At 44.9% G+C, this 18,766-nt stretch carries 16 protein-coding genes; 2 read left to right on the plus strand and 14 right to left on the minus strand.

The window, feature by feature from the left end:
* Positions 1-13 precede the first annotated feature (13 nt).
* The 14 genes from fliN to AC27HD_RS05300 all read right to left on the minus strand — a co-directional run bounded on the left by fliN (position 14) and on the right by AC27HD_RS05300 (position 16,219).
* On the minus strand, positions 14-421 hold the full coding sequence (fliN, locus tag AC27HD_RS05235; RefSeq protein WP_163105282.1) for a flagellar motor switch protein FliN: 408 nt from the start codon (positions 419-421) through the stop codon (positions 14-16).
* A 16-nt stretch (positions 422-437) separates the two neighbouring features.
* Positions 438-1,499, minus strand: coding sequence for a flagellar motor switch protein FliM (gene fliM, locus AC27HD_RS05240; protein WP_032094408.1), 1,062 nt, complete (start codon positions 1,497-1,499; stop codon positions 438-440).
* 39 nt (positions 1,500-1,538) lie between these two features.
* Positions 1,539-2,075, minus strand: a complete 537-nt coding sequence (gene fliL / locus AC27HD_RS05245; RefSeq protein WP_032094407.1) for a flagellar basal body-associated protein FliL — start codon at positions 2,073-2,075, stop codon at positions 1,539-1,541.
* A gap of 186 nt (positions 2,076-2,261) precedes the next feature.
* Positions 2,262-4,478 carry a flagellar hook-length control protein FliK gene (locus tag AC27HD_RS05250; protein ID WP_487104260.1) on the minus strand — a complete coding sequence of 739 codons (2,217 nt, stop codon included), beginning with the start codon at positions 4,476-4,478 and terminating at the stop codon, positions 2,262-2,264.
* A 623-nt stretch (positions 4,479-5,101) separates the two neighbouring features.
* Positions 5,102-5,548, minus strand: a complete 447-nt coding sequence (gene fliJ / locus AC27HD_RS05255; protein WP_032094405.1) for a flagellar export protein FliJ — start codon at positions 5,546-5,548, stop codon at positions 5,102-5,104.
* The gene (fliI, locus tag AC27HD_RS05260; RefSeq protein WP_032094404.1) at positions 5,548-6,876 is read right to left on the minus strand and encodes a flagellar protein export ATPase FliI; all 1,329 of its coding nucleotides are present in this window, start codon (positions 6,874-6,876) and stop codon (positions 5,548-5,550) included. Before fliI ends, fliJ begins: the two co-directional genes overlap by 1 nt.
* Complete coding sequence (gene fliH / locus AC27HD_RS05265; RefSeq protein ID WP_487104262.1) at positions 6,869-7,651, minus strand: flagellar assembly protein FliH; 783 nt, start codon at positions 7,649-7,651, stop codon at positions 6,869-6,871. The genes fliI and fliH overlap by 8 nt, the downstream gene beginning before the upstream one ends.
* A 61-nt stretch (positions 7,652-7,712) precedes the next feature.
* Complete coding sequence (fliG, locus tag AC27HD_RS05270; protein ID WP_032094402.1) at positions 7,713-8,753, minus strand: flagellar motor switch protein FliG; 1,041 nt, start codon at positions 8,751-8,753, stop codon at positions 7,713-7,715.
* 12 nt (positions 8,754-8,765) lie between these two features.
* Positions 8,766-10,463: a flagellar basal-body MS-ring/collar protein FliF gene (gene fliF, locus AC27HD_RS05275; RefSeq protein ID WP_032094401.1), complete on the minus strand. Its 1,698-nt coding sequence runs from the start codon at positions 10,461-10,463 to the stop codon at positions 8,766-8,768.
* Positions 10,464-10,475: 12 nt separating this feature from the next.
* Positions 10,476-10,823, minus strand: a complete 348-nt coding sequence (gene fliE, locus AC27HD_RS05280) for a flagellar hook-basal body complex protein FliE (RefSeq protein ID WP_032094400.1) — start codon at positions 10,821-10,823, stop codon at positions 10,476-10,478.
* A gap of 301 nt (positions 10,824-11,124) precedes the next feature.
* The gene (locus AC27HD_RS05285) at positions 11,125-12,468 is read right to left on the minus strand and encodes a sigma-54-dependent transcriptional regulator (RefSeq protein ID WP_487104265.1); all 1,344 of its coding nucleotides are present in this window, start codon (positions 12,466-12,468) and stop codon (positions 11,125-11,127) included.
* Between the two features lie 18 nt (positions 12,469-12,486).
* The gene (locus AC27HD_RS05290; protein ID WP_032094398.1) at positions 12,487-13,626 is read right to left on the minus strand and encodes a sensor histidine kinase; all 1,140 of its coding nucleotides are present in this window, start codon (positions 13,624-13,626) and stop codon (positions 12,487-12,489) included.
* A gap of 136 nt (positions 13,627-13,762) precedes the next feature.
* Entirely contained in the window at positions 13,763-15,238 is a 1,476-nt protein-coding gene (locus tag AC27HD_RS05295; RefSeq protein WP_487104267.1) for a sigma-54 dependent transcriptional regulator, read from the minus strand.
* A 183-nt stretch (positions 15,239-15,421) separates the two neighbouring features.
* Entirely contained in the window at positions 15,422-16,219 is a 798-nt protein-coding gene (locus AC27HD_RS05300) for a flagellin (RefSeq protein ID WP_487104269.1), read from the minus strand.
* A 332-nt stretch (positions 16,220-16,551) separates the two neighbouring features.
* Here AC27HD_RS05300 and pseB point away from each other — a divergent pair, with 332 nt between their 5' ends.
* Both pseB and pseC read left to right on the plus strand, forming a co-directional pair.
* Positions 16,552-17,553, plus strand: coding sequence for a UDP-N-acetylglucosamine 4,6-dehydratase (inverting) (pseB, locus tag AC27HD_RS05305; RefSeq protein WP_487104271.1), 1,002 nt, complete (start codon positions 16,552-16,554; stop codon positions 17,551-17,553).
* Positions 17,550-18,719, plus strand: a complete 1,170-nt coding sequence (pseC, locus tag AC27HD_RS05310; protein ID WP_487104273.1) for a UDP-4-amino-4,6-dideoxy-N-acetyl-beta-L-altrosamine transaminase — start codon at positions 17,550-17,552, stop codon at positions 18,717-18,719. Before pseB ends, pseC begins: the two co-directional genes overlap by 4 nt.
* The last annotated feature ends 47 nt before the right edge of the window (positions 18,720-18,766 follow it).

An 18,766-nucleotide genomic window follows, 5' to 3' on the forward strand; every position in this document is an offset into this window, starting at 1 on the left:
TATGTAAGAAGTTTTATCTAAGCTTCTTGATTCTCTCAATTTGACTAATAACATCCGTTAATCGAATACCGAATTTGTCGTTAACTACTACTACTTCACCATGAGCAATCAACGTGCCATTTACTAATACATCTAGTGGCTCACCGGCTACGCGATCCAGTTCCACCACAGAACCCTGGTTCAACTGTAGCAGATTTCGAATACTAATTTGACTACGGCCTACTTCCATCGAAATAGTAACCGGAATATCTAAAATAGTATCTAGCTTCTTTTTCTCTTCCTGAGTAATTGGCGCATCATCGGTTAATTCATCTAATTCGGCAACCTGAACGTCTTCGTTCTCGCCGCCTTCTTGGTCTGCTTCTGAATCAGCCTGTTCAGCCATGGCTGCAGCCCAATCGTCCATACCGTCTTCACTCATGGGAACTCCCCTTACCTTACAGGTCTTCTTCGAGTACTTGTAGCTCGGCGTCATTATCAATAATGCGCCCGCCACGGGTTAATAATTGCAGCTCAGACTTCACAGAAGTCGGTCTTGCTATTTTCTCTACAATCTTCAAAGCTAAGTTGTCTCTTGAGCGTCCAAGTTTAGCTCTAAATGTGGGTAAGTCTTCGATGAGTACCGTGATAGTTTCAGGCATTTCAACAGGAATAATATCGCCCGGTTTAAACTCCATCACGTCTCTCAGCGGCACATCTACATCAAGCATGTGCGTGGTTAACGCCACTTTGACGTCCATAATTTCGTCGCGAAGCGCTTTGCTCCAGCGAAGGTCCGTATCTTCTTTGTCGCTTTGTACACCCGCATCGAGCAACTCTCGAATAGGCTCTAGCATCGAGTATGGCAATGATACGTGGAAATCACCACCGCCACCGTCAAGCTCTATATGAAACGAGCTTATCACCACCACTTCAGTGGGGCTCACAATGTTGGCCATAGCAGGGTTAACTTCTGAATCTAAATATTCAAAAGAGACGTCCATTACCGGCGCCCATGCCTCTTTATAATCTTCAAATATTATTTTGAGCAACATTTGAATGATACGACGCTCGGTAGGCGTAAATTCCCTACCCTCAATTTTTGCATGATAGCGTCCGTCTCCACCAAAGAAGTTATCAACCAGTATAAATACAAGTCGCGCTTCCATAGTAATCAGGCCAGTACCTTTTAAGGGGCGAAAACGCACCATATTCAAACTGGTTGGAACAAACAATGTGTGAATGTATTCGCCGAACTTAATCATTTGAATACCGTTGATTGACACTTCAGCAGAACGACGCATCATGTTGAAGAGGCTAACTCGCATATGGCGAGCAAATCGCTCATTCACAATCTCAAGGGTTGGCATGCGCCCACGAACAATGCGATCCTGTGAGGAAAAGTCATACTCGAGCGTCGAAGCGCCAGATTCAGCATCGCTGCTAACCTCTTCTTCTTCCACATCATCCACGCCGTGTAATAGGGCGTCGATCTCATCTTGTGATAATAAATCGCTCACAGTGTTCTACCCGTTATCGCATGCACAATATGCATACTGCTACTGCATCACAAAGCCAGTGAATAACACTCGCTCCACTACGTTGCTACCTATATCGTTTTCTTCCAGCGCTTTTTTAACTTCGCTGACAGCCTGTTCACGAAGTTCTATTTTGCCTGCTTCGGTTACCAAGTCTTCAGCATTTGACATACTAAACGTTTGTAACAGCGTACCTTCAATTAAAGGAATATGTGTTTTTACAAGCTCTTCGTTGTCAGAACCACGTACTAACAGCTGTACTTTAATTTGTACTAAGCGGTCACGCCCTCCGCCGGGAACATTAAACACAAAGGGTCTTGGCATAGCCACATATAGTGCGGTTCCAATTTCTGCCCCGCCACCTTGTGTTGCTGGCGCTGCAGAAGCTGCGGCCTCTGTTTCAGGGAGTTGATCTGCCGCAGGTTCATCACTGCCTGCAAAAAGGAAAAAGTAAGCACCGGCCGCACCGCCGATAACTACGACAGCAATAATGATGATAAGCATCAATTTGCTTTTCTTTTTTCCGCCTTCTTCTACCTGTAACTCTTCATCTGCCATGGAAATCTCTTCTATATCTTATTTAGTACCACAAAGCCTGTATTATCAGACTTCAGGTAAAAATCGCAATGCTGCCTTAGTCAAAATTTGCAGATATTTGCTGATATACACTGTTTGAGCTTAACTGTTCGGTCAAAACCAGCAGTATTAAACTTACTCTGCTAAAAAAGCACCTTGCCAAAAGGACTAAGCGTAATAATCAATACCGCCTTTTGCTTCTCTCGTTACCGCTTGTTCAATCACTCGAGTGTCGTCATCAAACTCAGCGTCATTATTTCCACGATGCCCCTGACCATTTCCACTTTGACTTGCAAGTTGCTGACCACTTTCACCGTTTTGTGAGTTATCTTTTCTTACTTGAGCATCGCCAAGTTCGATGCCTTGTTCAGATAACATGTCTCTGAGTTTTGGCATAGTGTCGGCAAGGGCGTCTTTAGCCTGCTGAGATTGCACGATAAAGCTTACGCTAGCCGCATCACCCTGCACGTTTACACGCACCTGCATACTGCCCAATTCTGGCGGGTCTAAACGAATCTCTGCCATTGTATTTCTGGCGTTAACCATCCAGCGAATTTTTTCGTTCAGCTGCTGTTGCCCTTCTGGCTTATGAATATTAACGGCTTTATCAAAGCCCTCAAACTGCTGTTGCGGTTTAGAAGCCTCTGAGCGTAGCTGGCTGTTTTCATTAATCGTTGTATCAACTTGCGCTAATTGATTCTGCACGATTTGATGGATACTGTTTTGGGCGTTGTTCATCAACTGCATAAACTGCCCCGCTTGGGCATCGACTCTTGAATTAAGGGCAGCCGATACGTCACTGGCAAGTGAGGCTTCTTTGGCAGCGTCAGCAACTATTGCTGATAAGTCGATACCAGGCTGATGGCCCTGTTCAACCTGCTTTTGGAACTCGTTAATGCCCGCAATAATATTTGCTTTCACCGCCTGTTGCTGCTGACTATTTGGCACAAGAGCAACCATGCGTTCGGCAAAGGCTTCTGTCGCTTTTTGCGCCGTTTCAGGCGATAATTTATTAATTGCCATTAAAAGAGACTCATCGCTTAAGGTAGCCGCCTCTAAGCTCGCTACAGAGTTGTCTCCACCTTTATTAAGGCTAGACGTAGCGCTCGTTGTATTTGCATTCTCTCCATTACCCGCAGCAGCGGATGCCACTACTTTGGCAGAAACGTCTTGCTGAGCAGCAGTAAGCAAACTCTGTTCGGCCTCTGAATCTGAAGCAATTAGGTTTGAAGCGTTGGGGTCTGGAACATCTAGACCTGAAGCATCTATATCAGAAACCGCTGTCTTTGCGCGCAATGCAGATAACTGTTGAAGAGTGACGGAGTCTTGGCCCTTTGTACCTGCGTTTGTTAGCTCATCATGCAAGGTGTCAATATTGGTGTTTGTTTGCACAGTGGCGGTTTCACCCGCATTTTCTTTAGACAGTGCCTTACGTAGTCTGTCGGTTGGTGTTGGAAGCGCATCTTTTGCAAGGCTGAGTAAAAACGCTTTTTGTGCGCTCTCTTCGCTGCTAGCATCTTCTGGGCTGGCATTCTCTGAGGCACTTTGTCGCTCAGAAGACTCTGAACCTGTTAGCGCTGCAAGCAACTCACTCAATGTATCTGTGCCTTTATCTTCTCCCGCACCCTCGCTCTGTGCACTATCTTTCGTGTCTGCATGTTCGACTTGTTTATTAAGCAAATTACTCAGCTCGCTTAATTTATCAGCCAGTGTTTGATTAGAAGCTACATCGTCCCCTTCCATAGACTGTAACTGAGACATTAATTCAGAAGCTGCATCAGCAATGGCGCTGCTCTCGTCTAGCCTCCCGGCATTAATTGATTGAATGCTATTGTCGGCACTACCAACCCCTCCAGCGCTGCTACTGTTAGAAGCCTGTCCCAATGCGCTTTTAGTGATGCCCTCAACGAGTGCTATCCAATCGGGTTCACCAGCCTCTTCATTTGTAATCCGATCATTGGTAAGCGCTTTGTTACCATCAGCGTCTATTGTGTATTCTTTTTCAGTAACGGTTAGCGATGCATTCACAGGAGATTTACCGTTATCAAAATCAAGCCCTCTGTGACTGCTATCTTTCAACATTGAGTCATTATTTGACTGTTTATTCGCGTTTTCGGGGCCTTTAGCGTTCGTGCCTTTGTTGTTCAATTCGGCACGTTCAGCTCGGGTATCACTTTCGCGAGACGCATTGTCAGCACTGCGAGCGTTTTCATTTAATACGAAGTCACGGCCTGCAGACTTTGCCTCTTGGTAAAGACTGTTAAAAGCGTCGGTATTTTGTCCTTTAGCTTGACTGTCTAGGCCTGTCCCCACCGCTTTTGCTGTGGAAGTTGCCGAGAAGGGCAATGCGGCAATGTCTGTTTTATTTGCGGCAACTTGTTGCATGATTTTCTACCGTCCTACACGTTCACCGGCAAAGCCAGTAATGTAAAAAGTTATATCGTTGTCTGTACGCAAATAAAAATGTAACTACATGAAAGTTATAAATTTTAAAAACATCCTTTTTTATAAAGGTATTTTTAAACTTACAATTTGCGTTAACAACGGTGTAAAAGCCTAATGGTCTTTCTTGCTTTCTTCGCCATGGTTAGCGATATCTAGCGATACTTAATAACTGGTGGAGCAATAAACGTACCGAAATAAACATTTCAAGCCATACGTTTTATTCCTATCTGTATTCCAATGGAAATAATGGTGTCGTTTAGACTCGCTTCGATGCTTACTGACTCCTTTGGCTCAGAATCGCTTGTCTATAAATCCCTTGACTCTAAATCGCCTGAAACCAAATCGCGGCTCTTTAAAAAGACAAAGCAAAGGACGCACCAACAGGTTTATAACGTCAGCACTTAAAGAATGAAGAAGTGACTTATGAAGCTAGAATTATGAAGCTAGAGTTATGAAGTGGCAGATATAAAATTGGAGACAACATGATCAAGAGTCGAGAGGTATTTCATCAAAGGGAAGATAAATTGAAAACAAGTGGTAGGGTAAAAAGGAGTTAGAACAGGTTAGAAAACCGAACGCTTAGAGCGAATAAATCGCTGAGTGGCAAACTCATCCATCATGGCCTGCTCTGCTTTTGCCTCTTTTTGCTCTTTTGCTATACGCTTTTTATCGAGTAAAAGCGTGACCGCTTTCACCTTTTGCTGCTGTTTAAGCCACATTTGCTTGCGTTGATCGGCGGCCACTTTCGCTTGGCCAATAATGTGCATTTGCTGTTCGCATGCCTTATCGAGCTTTCCCACAAAAGAAAGGTGCTGCTGATAATAGGTGGCTGTAACACCAGACTGTCCGGTCTGTTGAATACCCTTGATATAATCAACGCGATATTGCTCTAAACTAGAAAGCTTTTGCTTTTGTTGATTAACATTAAGCTGCGCCTGTTGGTAAAAACGCGCCTCTCGCTGTTCTTTTTCCTTTTCAAACTCGGCTAACCGCTCTAGTTGTTTCGACATTATCCTAATCCTTTCGCGAGCGCTGCCATACCCTCTAGACTTTCGTCATAAGCTAACACTTGATTCATTCCCTGCTGCAAAAATGCGTTGATTGCAGGTTCTGCCCTTATGGCTAAATCGATACGCGGGTCTGAGCCTTTTGCATATGCACCAATAGAGATGAGATCTTGGTTTTGTTTGTATTGAGAATACACCTGACGAATACGCCGTGCCATTAATTGATGCTCTTCACTCACAACTTGCGGCATCACTCGACTAATAGATGATTCAATATCGATGGCAGGATAATGGCCACTGTCCGCCAATGTACGAGATAGCACCACATGGCCATCAAGAATGGCTCTTGCGGCATCCGCTACCGGGTCTTGTAAATCATCGCCTTCTGTTAATACCGTATAAAACGCAGTTATCGAACCCTGCTTTTCACTTCCATTACCGGCGCGCTCTACCAGTGCTGGTAACCGCGCAAATACGGAAGGTGGATAGCCTCTTGTTGCAGGCGGCTCTCCCACGGCTAACGCTATTTCGCGCTGTGCCATGGCATAACGCGTGAGAGAATCGATTAAAAGCAGCACTTTCATTCCCTTGTCGCGAAAATACTCTGCAATAGTCACTGCAGTTTCGCAGCCTTTTAGTCGCATTAATGGAGACGTATCTGCTGGTGCTGCGACTACCACTGCACGCTTGCGCTCTTCTTCTGTGAGAATGTCGTGAATAAATTCTTTTACTTCTCGCCCACGCTCTCCCACAAGGCCAACTACAACTACGTCCGCTTCACAGCCCCTTGTCATCATTCCTAATAACACACTTTTGCCTACACCACTGCCGGCGAATAGGCCCATGCGCTGTCCAACACCTACGGTATTAAGTGCATTAATGGCGCGAACGCCCACATCCATTGCAGTATTAATAGGTCGCCTTATGAGCGGGTTCATCGGCGGACGGGTAGTAGGTGCGCGATGTTCAGCCTCAATTTCACCAAGGCCATCGAGTGGCTGGCCGTTGCCATCTACCACTCTGCCTAATAGCCCCATCCCCACGGGTAAACCGCCCTGTCGATTTAATGGCATTACCCTACTGCCAGGAACAATCCCTCTTACCGCTTCGGTGGGCATTAAATAGGTAATGTCATCGCCAAACCCTACTACTTCCGCTTCAATTTCGCCTTCAATGGTTTGCACAAGGCATTGGCTTCCAACGGGAAGTTGACATCCAACCGCTTCCAAGGTTAAACCAATACCGCGAACCAGCTTACCCGCCGCCACAATTGGTACCGACGCCACCTGCTTAGTCAGCGACTCAAAGTGATTGTGCCATGGGCTAGTCATCGTTTAACCCCTGGTTTAGAAGGAAGCGCTCAATGACCTCTCGGCAACGCCTTTCAACAGAAACATCCACTGCGTTTTGGGCTGTCACGATGTCGCAGCCACCTCGCTCCATGTTAGGCGCGGCGATCAAATTCCACTTTTTCTTTTCCACTTCCTCTTCAGAAAAGTGCTCGTTCACAATAATGATATCGTCTGGGTGTAAATGTATTTGGTATTCATTTTGATTGATGGGAAGCGCTTTTATACCCTCGCTGAGCGCCTGTATAATCACGCTTTTGTTGGTATCAATTTCAGTTTTAATGACGGCTTTGGCAAGGGTAACCGCCAGCTTTACTAGCTGGTCGCGGGTTTCATCATTTGCTTGGGAGAGTGGGTCATGTAACTTATCAACGAGCATCTGCCACTGCTCAGTTTGCGTCGCTATTTGAGACTGCCCTTCTTCTAGGCCTTGGGCTAACCCTTCTGTGTGGCCTTTTTCACGGCCTTCGTTAAATCCTTCCTCTAGCCCTTGGGCTTTTCCTTCTTCATAGCCGGCGGCCTTTCCATCGCTCATCCCCTCATCAAATGCTGCTTGACGAATCGCCTCAATTTCATCCGCGGTTGGCGGAGAAATTTCTTCTATTTCTTCAGGGGGCTCATACTTCCAGTCTGAGCGACGGTTTAAGGCGTTAGTCGTGCCGTCATTTTTTTTAGCACTGGCATCTTCTACAAATGGCAGGTCCCATTTCTTAGCATCGCTTGCTTCCCTTTCACTAAAACCTTTGTTCGTAGACATCATTTTTCCCAGTATTTGAAGGCAACAGCATTTAAAGGCAAATCAGTATTTAAAGACACTATTACAAGAACTCTTCGCCGCCACCGCCGCCAAGCATAATTTCGCCAGAGTCAGAAAGTCGACGGGCCACTGAAAGAATTTCTTTCTGCGCCACTTCAACTTCAGAGATACGAACTGGACCAAGCGCCTCAAGGTCATCGTTAAGCATTTCGGCCGCACGTTTTGACATGTTGCGCATGATCTTGTCTTTAAGCTCTTCATCCGCACCTTTAATTGATTTGAGTAGGGCGTCTTGCTGCACTTCTCGAAGAATAGCCTGAATGCCTTTGTCATCAACATCAATTAGGTTGTCGAAGACAAACATGAGATCTTGAATTTGCTGACTCATTTCTTCGTCTTGCTCGCGAATTGCATCCATCAACTGCCCTTCAATAGAGGTATCTAGGTAGTTCATAATATTGGCTGCAGATTTCAAGCCGCCCATTTTCGCGGCTTGTGTTCCAGCTTGACCCGCGAACTGTTTCTCCATAATTTCGTTGAGCTCTTGCAGTGCTGCTGGCTGTACTTCTTCAAGATTAGCAATACGCATAAGGAGGTCTAACCGCACCTTCTCTGGGAACTGGGCCAAAATCTCTGCACTTTGTTCCGGCTCTAAATAGGACAATACAATAGTTTGTATCTGCGGGTGCTCGTTTCGAATGATGCTGGCCACCTGCTTAGAATCCATCCACTTAAGTGAATCGAGGCCTTTCGCACCGCTTCCCATAAGTATTTGATCAATAAGATTGGCGGCTTTGTCTTCACCAAGAGCGGCAGTAAGTGCTCGCTTAACAAAGTCTTGACTCTGGAACCCAATGGTACTGTAGTTTTGAATCTCTTCAATGAAATGCTTGTGCACCGCCGTGATTTTGGTTTGTGTCATATCATCGACTTTCGCCATCTCACTGCCGAGCTTTTGTACCTGCTTTGGCTCTAAGTGCTTAAGTATTTGCGCTGCATCTTCTTCAGACAAGCTCAAAAGCAATATTGCTGCCTTTTCAACGCCTTCTAATTTACTGACGTCGTAGGACTGGTCTTCAACGTTGGCAAGTTCTTCAGCCATAATATTTTCTCACTACTCGTCTTGCATCAACCAGCCCTTCACAACTTGGGCTGACAATTCTGGTTCGTTTGCAACTAAGGCGCGCACGGCTTTTAATACATCTTCGTCTTTGTGCAAGTCAGGTAACATAAGCGACCCATCTGCTGCAAAGCCAACTTGACCCTCGTCGAAATCTGTCGACAGCATGCTAATGGTATCGTCGCCTAAATCTAAGCCTTCATCAGCATCGAAATCGTCAACTTCTTTCGTTTCGTCTGGATTAATCAAGCGACGCAACATTGGACGGATGACAAAGATGATAAGTACTATTATAACCAATCCACCGATGATGAGCTTGATTATAGGTAGAAGATCGGGGTCTTTCCAAAATGGAATATCTTCGACTTCTCCCGTATCCATACGCATGAATGGCACGCTAACCACTTCAAGAGAGTCTCCCCGCGTGACATCAAAGCCTACGCCACCTTGCAACAGTCGGCGTATATTGAGTATTTCTTCTTGTTTGCGAGGTGACGGTGTCATTGTGCCATCTTCGCCCGCCACTTGGGTATAATCTACTGCCACAGAAACACTTAACCTACGGATTACGCCCGATTGTTTTTTAGTGTGGCTGATTGTGGTATCAAGTTCGTAGTTGCGCGTTGATTCTTTTGCCGTACGCCCTGGAATAGTTTGTTGACTTGCCGCACCGGTGGCATTTTCAGGAATGTTAGAGTCTAGCGGGGGCTGATTGGAGAGCGCACCTGGAATACCGCCTACCCCGCCGCCAACGCTATTTTCTTCTACAATCATCTCACTTCGTACTGCAGGTAAATCTGGATTGTAGCTACGCTGAGTTTGTTCCATCGCAGTAAAGTCCATCGATACGTCTGCTTGGGCAGTATAATTACCGATGCCCAATACTGGGATAAGTATGGCATCAATTTTTTCTAAATACTCCTGCTCACGCTGGCGCTCAATTTCATATTCTTTTCGAGCCCGTGCACTCAATGAATCTTGCGAGCCTGAATTGAGTAAACGTCCGTTGCTGTCGGTGACTGTTACTTTTGATGGGTCGAGGTTTTGTACTGCTGATGCAACAATATCCACTACTGCGTCAACTTCCTCACCGGTAATTACTGAGCCTCGCTTAGCGGTTAGTACTACCGTAGCCGACGCTTTTTTCTCTCTTCGCGCAAATACATTTTCTTTAGGCATAGCCAGCAAAACACGTACTTTTTGAATACTCGACATATCCTGAATGGTTGATGCAATCTGCTGCTCGCGAGCATGCTTAAGACGCTCCATTTCAACCCGCTGACTCACACCAAACCCCATGTCTTGCATGATGATGTCTGTGCCTGTCTCAGTAGGGTTATTTAGACCTTGTCGCGTCATGCCTAGGCGGATGGTTTGAAACTCATCGGTTCTCACGTAAACCGTATTGCCTTCAAGCTTATAATCAATTTGGTTGGCGTCCATGTAATCAAGGGTTTCAATTAACTCTTGAGTTTCCATTTTGGCTAGTGGCCGATAATCTGCCTCTTGCGACCAAATAAGAATAAAAATAGCGATAGCCACACAAATAACTAACACAACGACCAATGCCATTTGACGCATCATGTCGGCGCTGCCTAGGGTATCCATAAAGCCTGATTTATTTTCCGGCTCGCTATCCATTCCATTCCCTTGGTCGGGGACAGATAAATTTGTGCCTGTTGCCTCAGCCATAACTTACTCCACCTACACCGGCATATTCATGATTGTTTTGTATGCTTCAAGTACTTTATTGCGTACCTGAACCGTTGCCTCAAACGCAATACCCGACTTTTCTTTTGCCAGCATGACTTCAGCAAGGCTAAGGTTGGCATCGCCCATTTCAAAGCGCTGTTGCATGGACTTCGATTCGTGCTGAATGTTATTTACACCATCGACAGCGTGCTTGAGCATAGAGGAAAAATCACTCGCAGAGGTGTTTATCTCGTTAGTAGGTTGAAGCCCATTTGAGGGTTGTAGCTCGTTAACTGGAAGACGAGTCTGCCCAATCATACTTTGCATTTCTTGGTACAAGCTGTTGGCTTTAACGTCCATAACCACTCCTAAGTATCGATGAATTGTGACGGCTATCGGTCACATTTTTATTATATAAGGAAGGTTTTGCAAAGGGCTTGCCAAGTTTTTAATCCATTAAAAATCAACAAGTTGAGAATGGAAAAGCCAGAGAGCCAAAATAATGACGTGAAGGGGAAAAGCGTATTAATTACCGACAACAAAAAACCGCCACCAACAATATGATTAATGGCGACGGCATCTCTTGTATGAAATATCTTGTATGAAGTCTCTTGTATAAAATTCTTGTGTGAAAATGCTTTTATAAAAAACTAACGCAATACTAGGCAGGCACTTCGATACCATCATCGCGCATGCGAGCCAATTTATAGCGGAGGGTACGAGGACTGATCCCCAGTTTCTCCGCTACGTCTTTTCGTTTGCCATTACACGACGCTAACGTATCCAGAATAATTTGGTGCTCTTGATACCGAAGCTCTGAACCCAGATGACTATCTTCGTTCGCCTCTGGCGTAATAGCCGTATCCGCAGCAAGGGATACGCTTTCATCTATCATTAAATCGCTAGAATCTATCTCACCGTCTTCACATAAGATAAGCGCTCGCTGCACAACGTTCTCAAGCTCACGAACATTTCCTGGCCACTGATATTGAGATAGTTTACTGCGCCCTGCCGCACTTAACCTAATGTTGCCCAGCCCTTGCTGGCTTGCGTGGCGGGTAATAAGATGTTCAGCCAACGGTACAATATCACCGGGACGCTCAGATAGCGGACGCCATTCAATGGGAAAAACATTTAATCGGTAGTATAAATCTTCTCTGAATTCGCCATTATCAACAGCCTTACGTAAGTCTCGGTTACTCGTTGCAATAACTCTCACGTTTAGTTTAACTGTTTTTCGTGCACCCAATCTTTCCACTTCGCGCTCTTGCAAAACCCGTAGCAGCTTAGCTTGAAGCGCTAGGTCCATCTCTGTAATTTCATCGAGTAGCAAGGTACCATCTTGCGCTTGCTCAAACTTACCAGGACATGCTTGAACCGCGCCAGTAAACGCACCTTTTTCATAGCCAAATAAGGTGGCCTCTAGCATGTTTTCTGGAATGGCAGCGCAATTAATGGCCACAAATGGCGATTCACTGCGATTAGACTGGTCGTGTATGTAACGAGAAATAACTTCTTTACCCGAGCCACTTGGTCCTAACACCATTACGGTTGCTTCTGATTTTGCCACTTTGCGAGAAAGCTCAAGTAGCTTAATGCTCGATGGGTCGGCAACGATTGGCGTTCGCGACTCTATTTTTTGCGCAGGAGCATATCGCCCGACTAGGTTTAACAATACCTCTGGCGCAAATGGCTTTGATAAGTAATCAGTTGCACCGTCTCGCATGGCTTGCACTGCATCATCAATGGTCGCATAGGCTGTCATCAGCAGTACCGGCATGCTTGGGTATTTAGCTTTAATGCTCTTTAACAGCGTAAGCCCACTCATTTCGCCCATTTGAATATCGCTCACCACCAAATCTATCTTTCTGGCCGACAGGATCATAAGAGCTGACTCTGCGCAATCTGCATCGATAACGTCATAGTCACCAAGCAGCAAGGTATCAAAGAGTGCTTCGCGCAAACCTGCGTCATCTTCAACAATCAAAATAGTAGTTTTAGACATTGGTATTCTCCTATGAGTTTACGCGACGTTAGTCAGCATATTGTCGGTGTTACACGGCAAGCTAACACTGAAACATGCGCCACCATTTTCTGCATCACCGACATTTAACACGCCGTCATGTGCATTAATAACCGACTTAACAACCGCTAATCCAAGACCAGTGCCATGAGTTTTAGTGGTGAAAAAGGGTTCGAATATTTTCGATTTGATGGCGTTTGGTACGCCCGTGCCACTATCTGTTACCTCAATCGCCAAAGAACCATTATCGAGTTTCGCTTCTACGACTATCTCAAAACCTTTAGGTGTTACCTGACTTGCATTGTGTATGAGGTTGAGTAAGGCACCTTGAAGCGCCGTTAAATTACCAGTGATCGACGCCGCGCTATCGAACCCTTTGAATAAAAGGGTTTGCTGCTCTTGTGACGTCATGGCGTGAGCGTTTGACTCTATAGATTCAAACAGCTCGGATAAGGTAATCTGGCTAACCACTTGTTGCTCTCCTGATTTTGCAAACAGCAACATGTCGTTCACTTGGTTCTCTAGTTCTTTGAGGCGATCGGTAAGCTTGTAGGCAAACTGTTGTGAGGCATTTTCAGGCAAATTTTTACGTGTAAGGTTAGATGCATACAGTACCGCCGCTGATAGTGGGGTTCTTATTTGATGCGCTAATGACGCAACCATCTTTCCTAAGGAAGATAGACGCTGCATGTGACTAACTCGCGCTTGAAGCTCTCTGGTTTCAGTTAAATCAGTGATGACAATAAGTTGGCCTGGTTCATTTTCCAGAGGCGTTATTGACAGCTTAACTCTGCGTCCATCTACCAGTGATACTTCATGCCCATCATCGGCTCTTGGCTTAAAAGAGCGTGTGATGATACGTCGCCAAATTTCTTCTTCAAGGGGTTCGCCGAGTAATGCTTTTGCTTGGTCGTTGGCTTGGCGCACTATGCCTTTGCCGTCGAGGACGATAACGCCAGCGGGCATAACTTGTAGCAGATGCTCTAGGCGACTTGCTTGAAGTCTCAGCGAGGCCACTTCTTCAGAAGAAGGCGTTTGATTTGTTGAAAAGTCAGCTAGGTTATCGTTGCTTTTCGAGCCATGAAAAACAAAACTAGAAGCAGCGTATTCGGAAATTGTTTGTGAGCTGTCGTAAGCCATATAACCCTCGTCAAATTGCAGACGTTAACGAAATATGGCTTAACTAAAGCAGAAGGCGTGCCAGTTTTATTTTTCTTTTCTATTCAAAAGGTTAGCACTTATTATGCGCCAAAAAAAATACGTCAAATACCTGACGTTAGGCATCCTCAGTGCGCTGAATATCGTATTTACGCATTTTCTCCACGAGTGTGGTTCTGCGCATTCCTAACTTATCCGCGGCGCGAGCGACTACCCACTCTTGGCTCTCTAAGGCTTGGCGAATAAGGTTTACTTCAAGTTCCGATAGGTATTCTTTGAGGTTAACACCCTCTTCCGGCAGTGTAGAGGAAATGAATTTGTCCTGTGCAGTCTCAGCAGATTCTCCTAGCTCGAGCACTTGCTCTTCAATGCGTTCTTGCGCTGCTGATTCAGCGAACAGGCTATTGAACGCTTCGCGTTCGAGTATCTCTTCAGGGTAATCTGGCTCGTAGGCGGCAGTGTCACCGTATTGATATTTCTCGGGGAGATCGCTTATATCCACAATGTGACCAGGATATAAAATGGTGAGCCGCTCTACTAAGTTAGAGAGCTCTCGCACATTACCTGCCCATTCATGTTCCATAAGCGATGCAATGGCTCTTTCAGTAAAGCGAACCCCATCAACTCCGTCGCCTTGTATTCGACTGTTGATCTCTTGCAGTAAAAGCGGGATATCGTCTTTTCGTTGACGAAGGGCCGGGCTATCGATGGGAAAAACATTGAGACGATAATATAGATCTTCACGAAATTTATCTTGGCTTATCATCGTCTCTAAATCACGGTGCGTAGCGGCAACAATGCGAACATTACATTTAAGCGGCTTAGTACCGCCAACGCGCTCAAATGTTTTCTCCTGCAGCACACGAAGTAGTTTTACCTGCATTTGTAATGGCATATCTCCTATTTCATCAAGAAACAAGGTGCCACCTTCGGCTAATTCAAAACGACCTTTTCTGGCGCTAATCGCACCGGTGAAAGCGCCTTTTTCATGTCCAAAAAGTTCACTTTCTAAAAGCTCACCTGGAATAGCACCGCAGTTTACCGGAATAAAGGGGCCATCTTTACGCTCAGAAAAGAAATGGACATTTCGTGCAACCACTTCTTTACCGGTACCAGATTCACCGAGTATGAGTACTGTAGCATCAGTAGGAGCCACCTGCTCCACCAAACGCCTTACAATTTGAATTTGATCGCTCTTACCCACCAAGCTTCTAAATAGCCGCGTTTTCGTGCCTGAAGATTTCGACAAATTAGGTTTTCGACGCGAGTACTCTTGGCAACGGTGGATAGCTTGAGTCAATACCGGGTAAGTAAGAGGCGTACTGATAACGCTTACCAAGTTACAGTTTACGTTCGCTTCGCCTTCGTTTTGTACAAGGGCTACAAAAGGAATATGGGGATATTTCGTGACTAGTTTATTAACAATGGCTGCTGATGAGTGTTCAATAAGTACAGCGTCAGCGCCGGAAGAAGATAGGTACGTATCGCAGTCACTGAGCCCTCGCGACAAACACGACTCTCCCATGAAGGTTACGATCGTTTCTAAATTTTGAATGAGTTCCTGATTATCACTAATCAGCAATATGTCCTTCATCTATTCCCCAATGACGCTTTGTTATTATTTATAGTGTAGCGCATAAGCAAATTGTAACGGTAAAAGTTAACTCTGCAACCGATGTTTTCGGAAATATAGCAATAAAAAAAGCAGGTTACCCTGCTTCTTTTGGTTAATTTGTAGAAAATAACGCTGTTGGCGTTACTTAAAATGCAGCATCGATTAATTAAGCAGTGCCAATACCTGGCCTTGCTGCTGATTAGCCTGTGCCTGCACGGAAAGTGCTGCTTGTGATTGAACATCGTTCGATGCACGCTGCGAGGCCGCCTGAGCAAAATCAAGATCTTGAATTCTGCTGCGGGCATCAGCCGTATTTACATTTGCTTGTGTGAGCGTTCTCGCTGCACTCTCAAATCGATTTTGTGTTGCACCAAGGTCGCCTCTAGCGCCACCAATTATTTCTAGAGCCGAATCGGCCGCTGATAATGCATCATTTACACTCGTGCCCGACGTGATATCGATATTAAGCACATCGCCTAGTTGCGCAGCAATGTCTTGCGTTTGCACACTGATAGATTGTTCAGAACCTGCACCAGCCTGAAAATTCAACGAACCGTTGTCGGATAACAGAGGCTTACCAGCGAAATTTGTCTGCTCGATGGTTTGCGATATATTTTCTTGAAGCTGAGTGATTTCAGACTGGATAGAACGGCGATCACCTGAACTTAAAATACCATTGCCTGACTGAATCGTGAGTTCGCGAATTCTGTCGACGTCGGAATTAATGCTACCTAAACCGCCCTCTGCTACCTGCGCAACTGAGATACCGTCATACACATTATTGACGGCTTGGCGGTTACCTTCAACTTCGGAGGTTAACCGGTCGATGATTTGCTGTGCAGACGCATCATCCAGCGCATTATTCACCTTTTTGCCAGAGGCGAGCTTCTCGAAAAGGTTAGTTTGCCTTTCTTGAATCTGCCCAATTAGCGAAGATGGGCCGCTGTTATCTATTTGCATAATTCTGCCTATCAGGAAAATCTTAGTTTGATTATAGCACAATATTGCTCAACATCTAACCAACCACGTCTTATCAGCATTACCAATTGGTATTAAAATTCAGTGCAGCATATGTAGTTTTATACTCAACAAACCCTTCGTAATGAGAACTGAAAATCATGAGCGAAATTAAAAATAGGATCTGCTCTACTTTATACGGTTTATTTACAAACAGGCGAGCTAGCTAAAGTATAAAAATTCGTGTGAATTTCACATAAAAACTAATGGTTTATGGCATTACCGCCGACACATGATATATTTATTTCATAATCATAAAAAACAGCGGCAGATATATGTTCGATGGGAAATCAATACTGATAACTGGTGGGACGGGGTCTTTTGGCCACAAATATACAGAGATTCTGTTAGCTAAATACAAACCAAAGCGTTTAATTATTTATTCTCGTGACGAACTAAAACAGTTCGAAATGCAGCAAAAGTTTAATGCTAACTGCATGCGCTATTTTATTGGTGATGTTCGCGATAAAGACCGTTTAACTCGTGCTATGCAGGGCGTTGATTATGTTATTCACGCGGCCGCCATGAAACAGGTTCCAGCCGCTGAGTATAATCCCACTGAATGCATTCGCACCAACATAGACGGTGCTGAAAACGTAATAAATGCGGCCATTGATAATGGCGTAAGCAAAGTTATCGCCCTTTCCACCGACAAGGCCGCTAACCCTGTTAATCTTTACGGTGCTACCAAACTTGCCTCCGACAAGCTATTTGTAGCAGCAAATAATATGGTGGGCGCAAGAAAACCCCGTTTCTCAGTTGTTCGATACGGTAATGTTGTCAATTCTCGAGGTTCAGTGGTTCCCTTTTTTAATAACCTGATACAAGAAAATACAGACCACATTCCTGTCACACACCAAGACATGACTCGGTTTTGGATTACTCTCCAGCAAGGTGTCGATTTTGTATTAAAAAATTTCGAACGTATGCTGGGGGGGGAAATTTTCGTTCCCAAAATTCCATCGATCAGGATCACAGACTTAGCCAAAGCAATGGCACCAGATATACCAATTAAAATAGTGGGTATTCGTCCCGGTGAAAAATTACACGAAATGATGTGTCCTGGTGATATGGCCTTTCACACCTATGAGTTTGATGATCATTTTGTTATTGCTCCTGCTATAAAATTCTTTCATCGCAGCAATGATTTCACCAGCAATGCGCTAGATGAAAAAGGCAAGCCAGTGGACGAAGGATTCGAGTATGTTTCAGATACGAATCCGCACTTTCTTTCCGTAGATGAGATTTGTTCATTCAATGAGGAAGCGAAGAAGTGATACCTTATGGTCGTCAGCACATTGACGATACCGATATTGACGCAGTGGTAGAAACGCTGAAATCAGATTGGCTTACGCAAGGGCCTCGCGTACCTGCGTTTGAAAGTGCATTGTCCTGCCACGTTGGTGCGAAATTTGGTATTGCAGTTAACAGTGCTACCTCAGCACTTCACATTGCATGTCTTGCGCTAGAAGTAGGCACTGGCGATATTGTTTGGACATCGCCGAATTCGTTTGTGGCCTCTGCAAACTGTGCACTTTACTGCAACGCCTCCGTTGATTTTGTTGATATCAACATTGATACAGGAAACATGTGTGTTGACGCGTTAGCCATTAAATTAGCCTATGCAGCCGAACACAATTGCCTTCCAAAAGTGGTTATCCCGGTACACTTTGCTGGGCAACCCTGTGACATGAAACAAATTGCTAAACTTGCAGAGCAATACAAGTTTAAGGTTATTGAGGATGCATCTCATGCTGTAGGCGCGAAATATTTCGAAAGCGCCATTGGTAGCTGCAATTACTCCGACATTTGTGTTTTTAGTTTTCACCCTGTGAAAATCATAACGACAATGGAAGGCGGAATGGCAATGACCAATCAGGAGTCTCTCGCCGACAAAATGCGTCTCTTTAGGAGTCATGGTGTCACAAACGCAGCGTCTGCTATGCGTAACCCAGCGCACGGGCCTTGGTACTATGAGCAGGTCGAGCTTGGCTTTAACTACAGAATGAATGATATTGAAGCCGCACTTGGCTGCAGCCAAGTTGAAAAACTCGACGACTTTATCGTTAAGCGGAATAAAATAGCCGAACACTACAATAAACGATTCTTTGAAAGCGACTTCATTACTCCACTTGCAATAAGCGATGGTTGCTACAGTAGTTTCCATTTATATGTGGTGCGCATTGCAAACTTAACTCAACATCAGCAACGCGAGCTCGTCGAAACAATGAGGGAAGAAGGTATATTTGCTCATTTGCATTATATTCCCATTCATACTCAACCTTATTATGCTGATCTCGGTCACAAGCTTGGTGACTACCCTAATTCAGAGCGGTATTACCGCGAGGCAATAACACTTCCCATCTTTCCAAACTTAACGACTTCACAAATAAATTTTATTGCCGATACGTTAATAACTCTGGTCAATTCTTTGAAAAGGTAACGGGTAGTTGTAAGTTAATACGCAGGCTATTCACTTACTTTACTAGC

This window comes from Alteromonas sp. 4NS20-0143 (genome assembly GCF_057542855.1).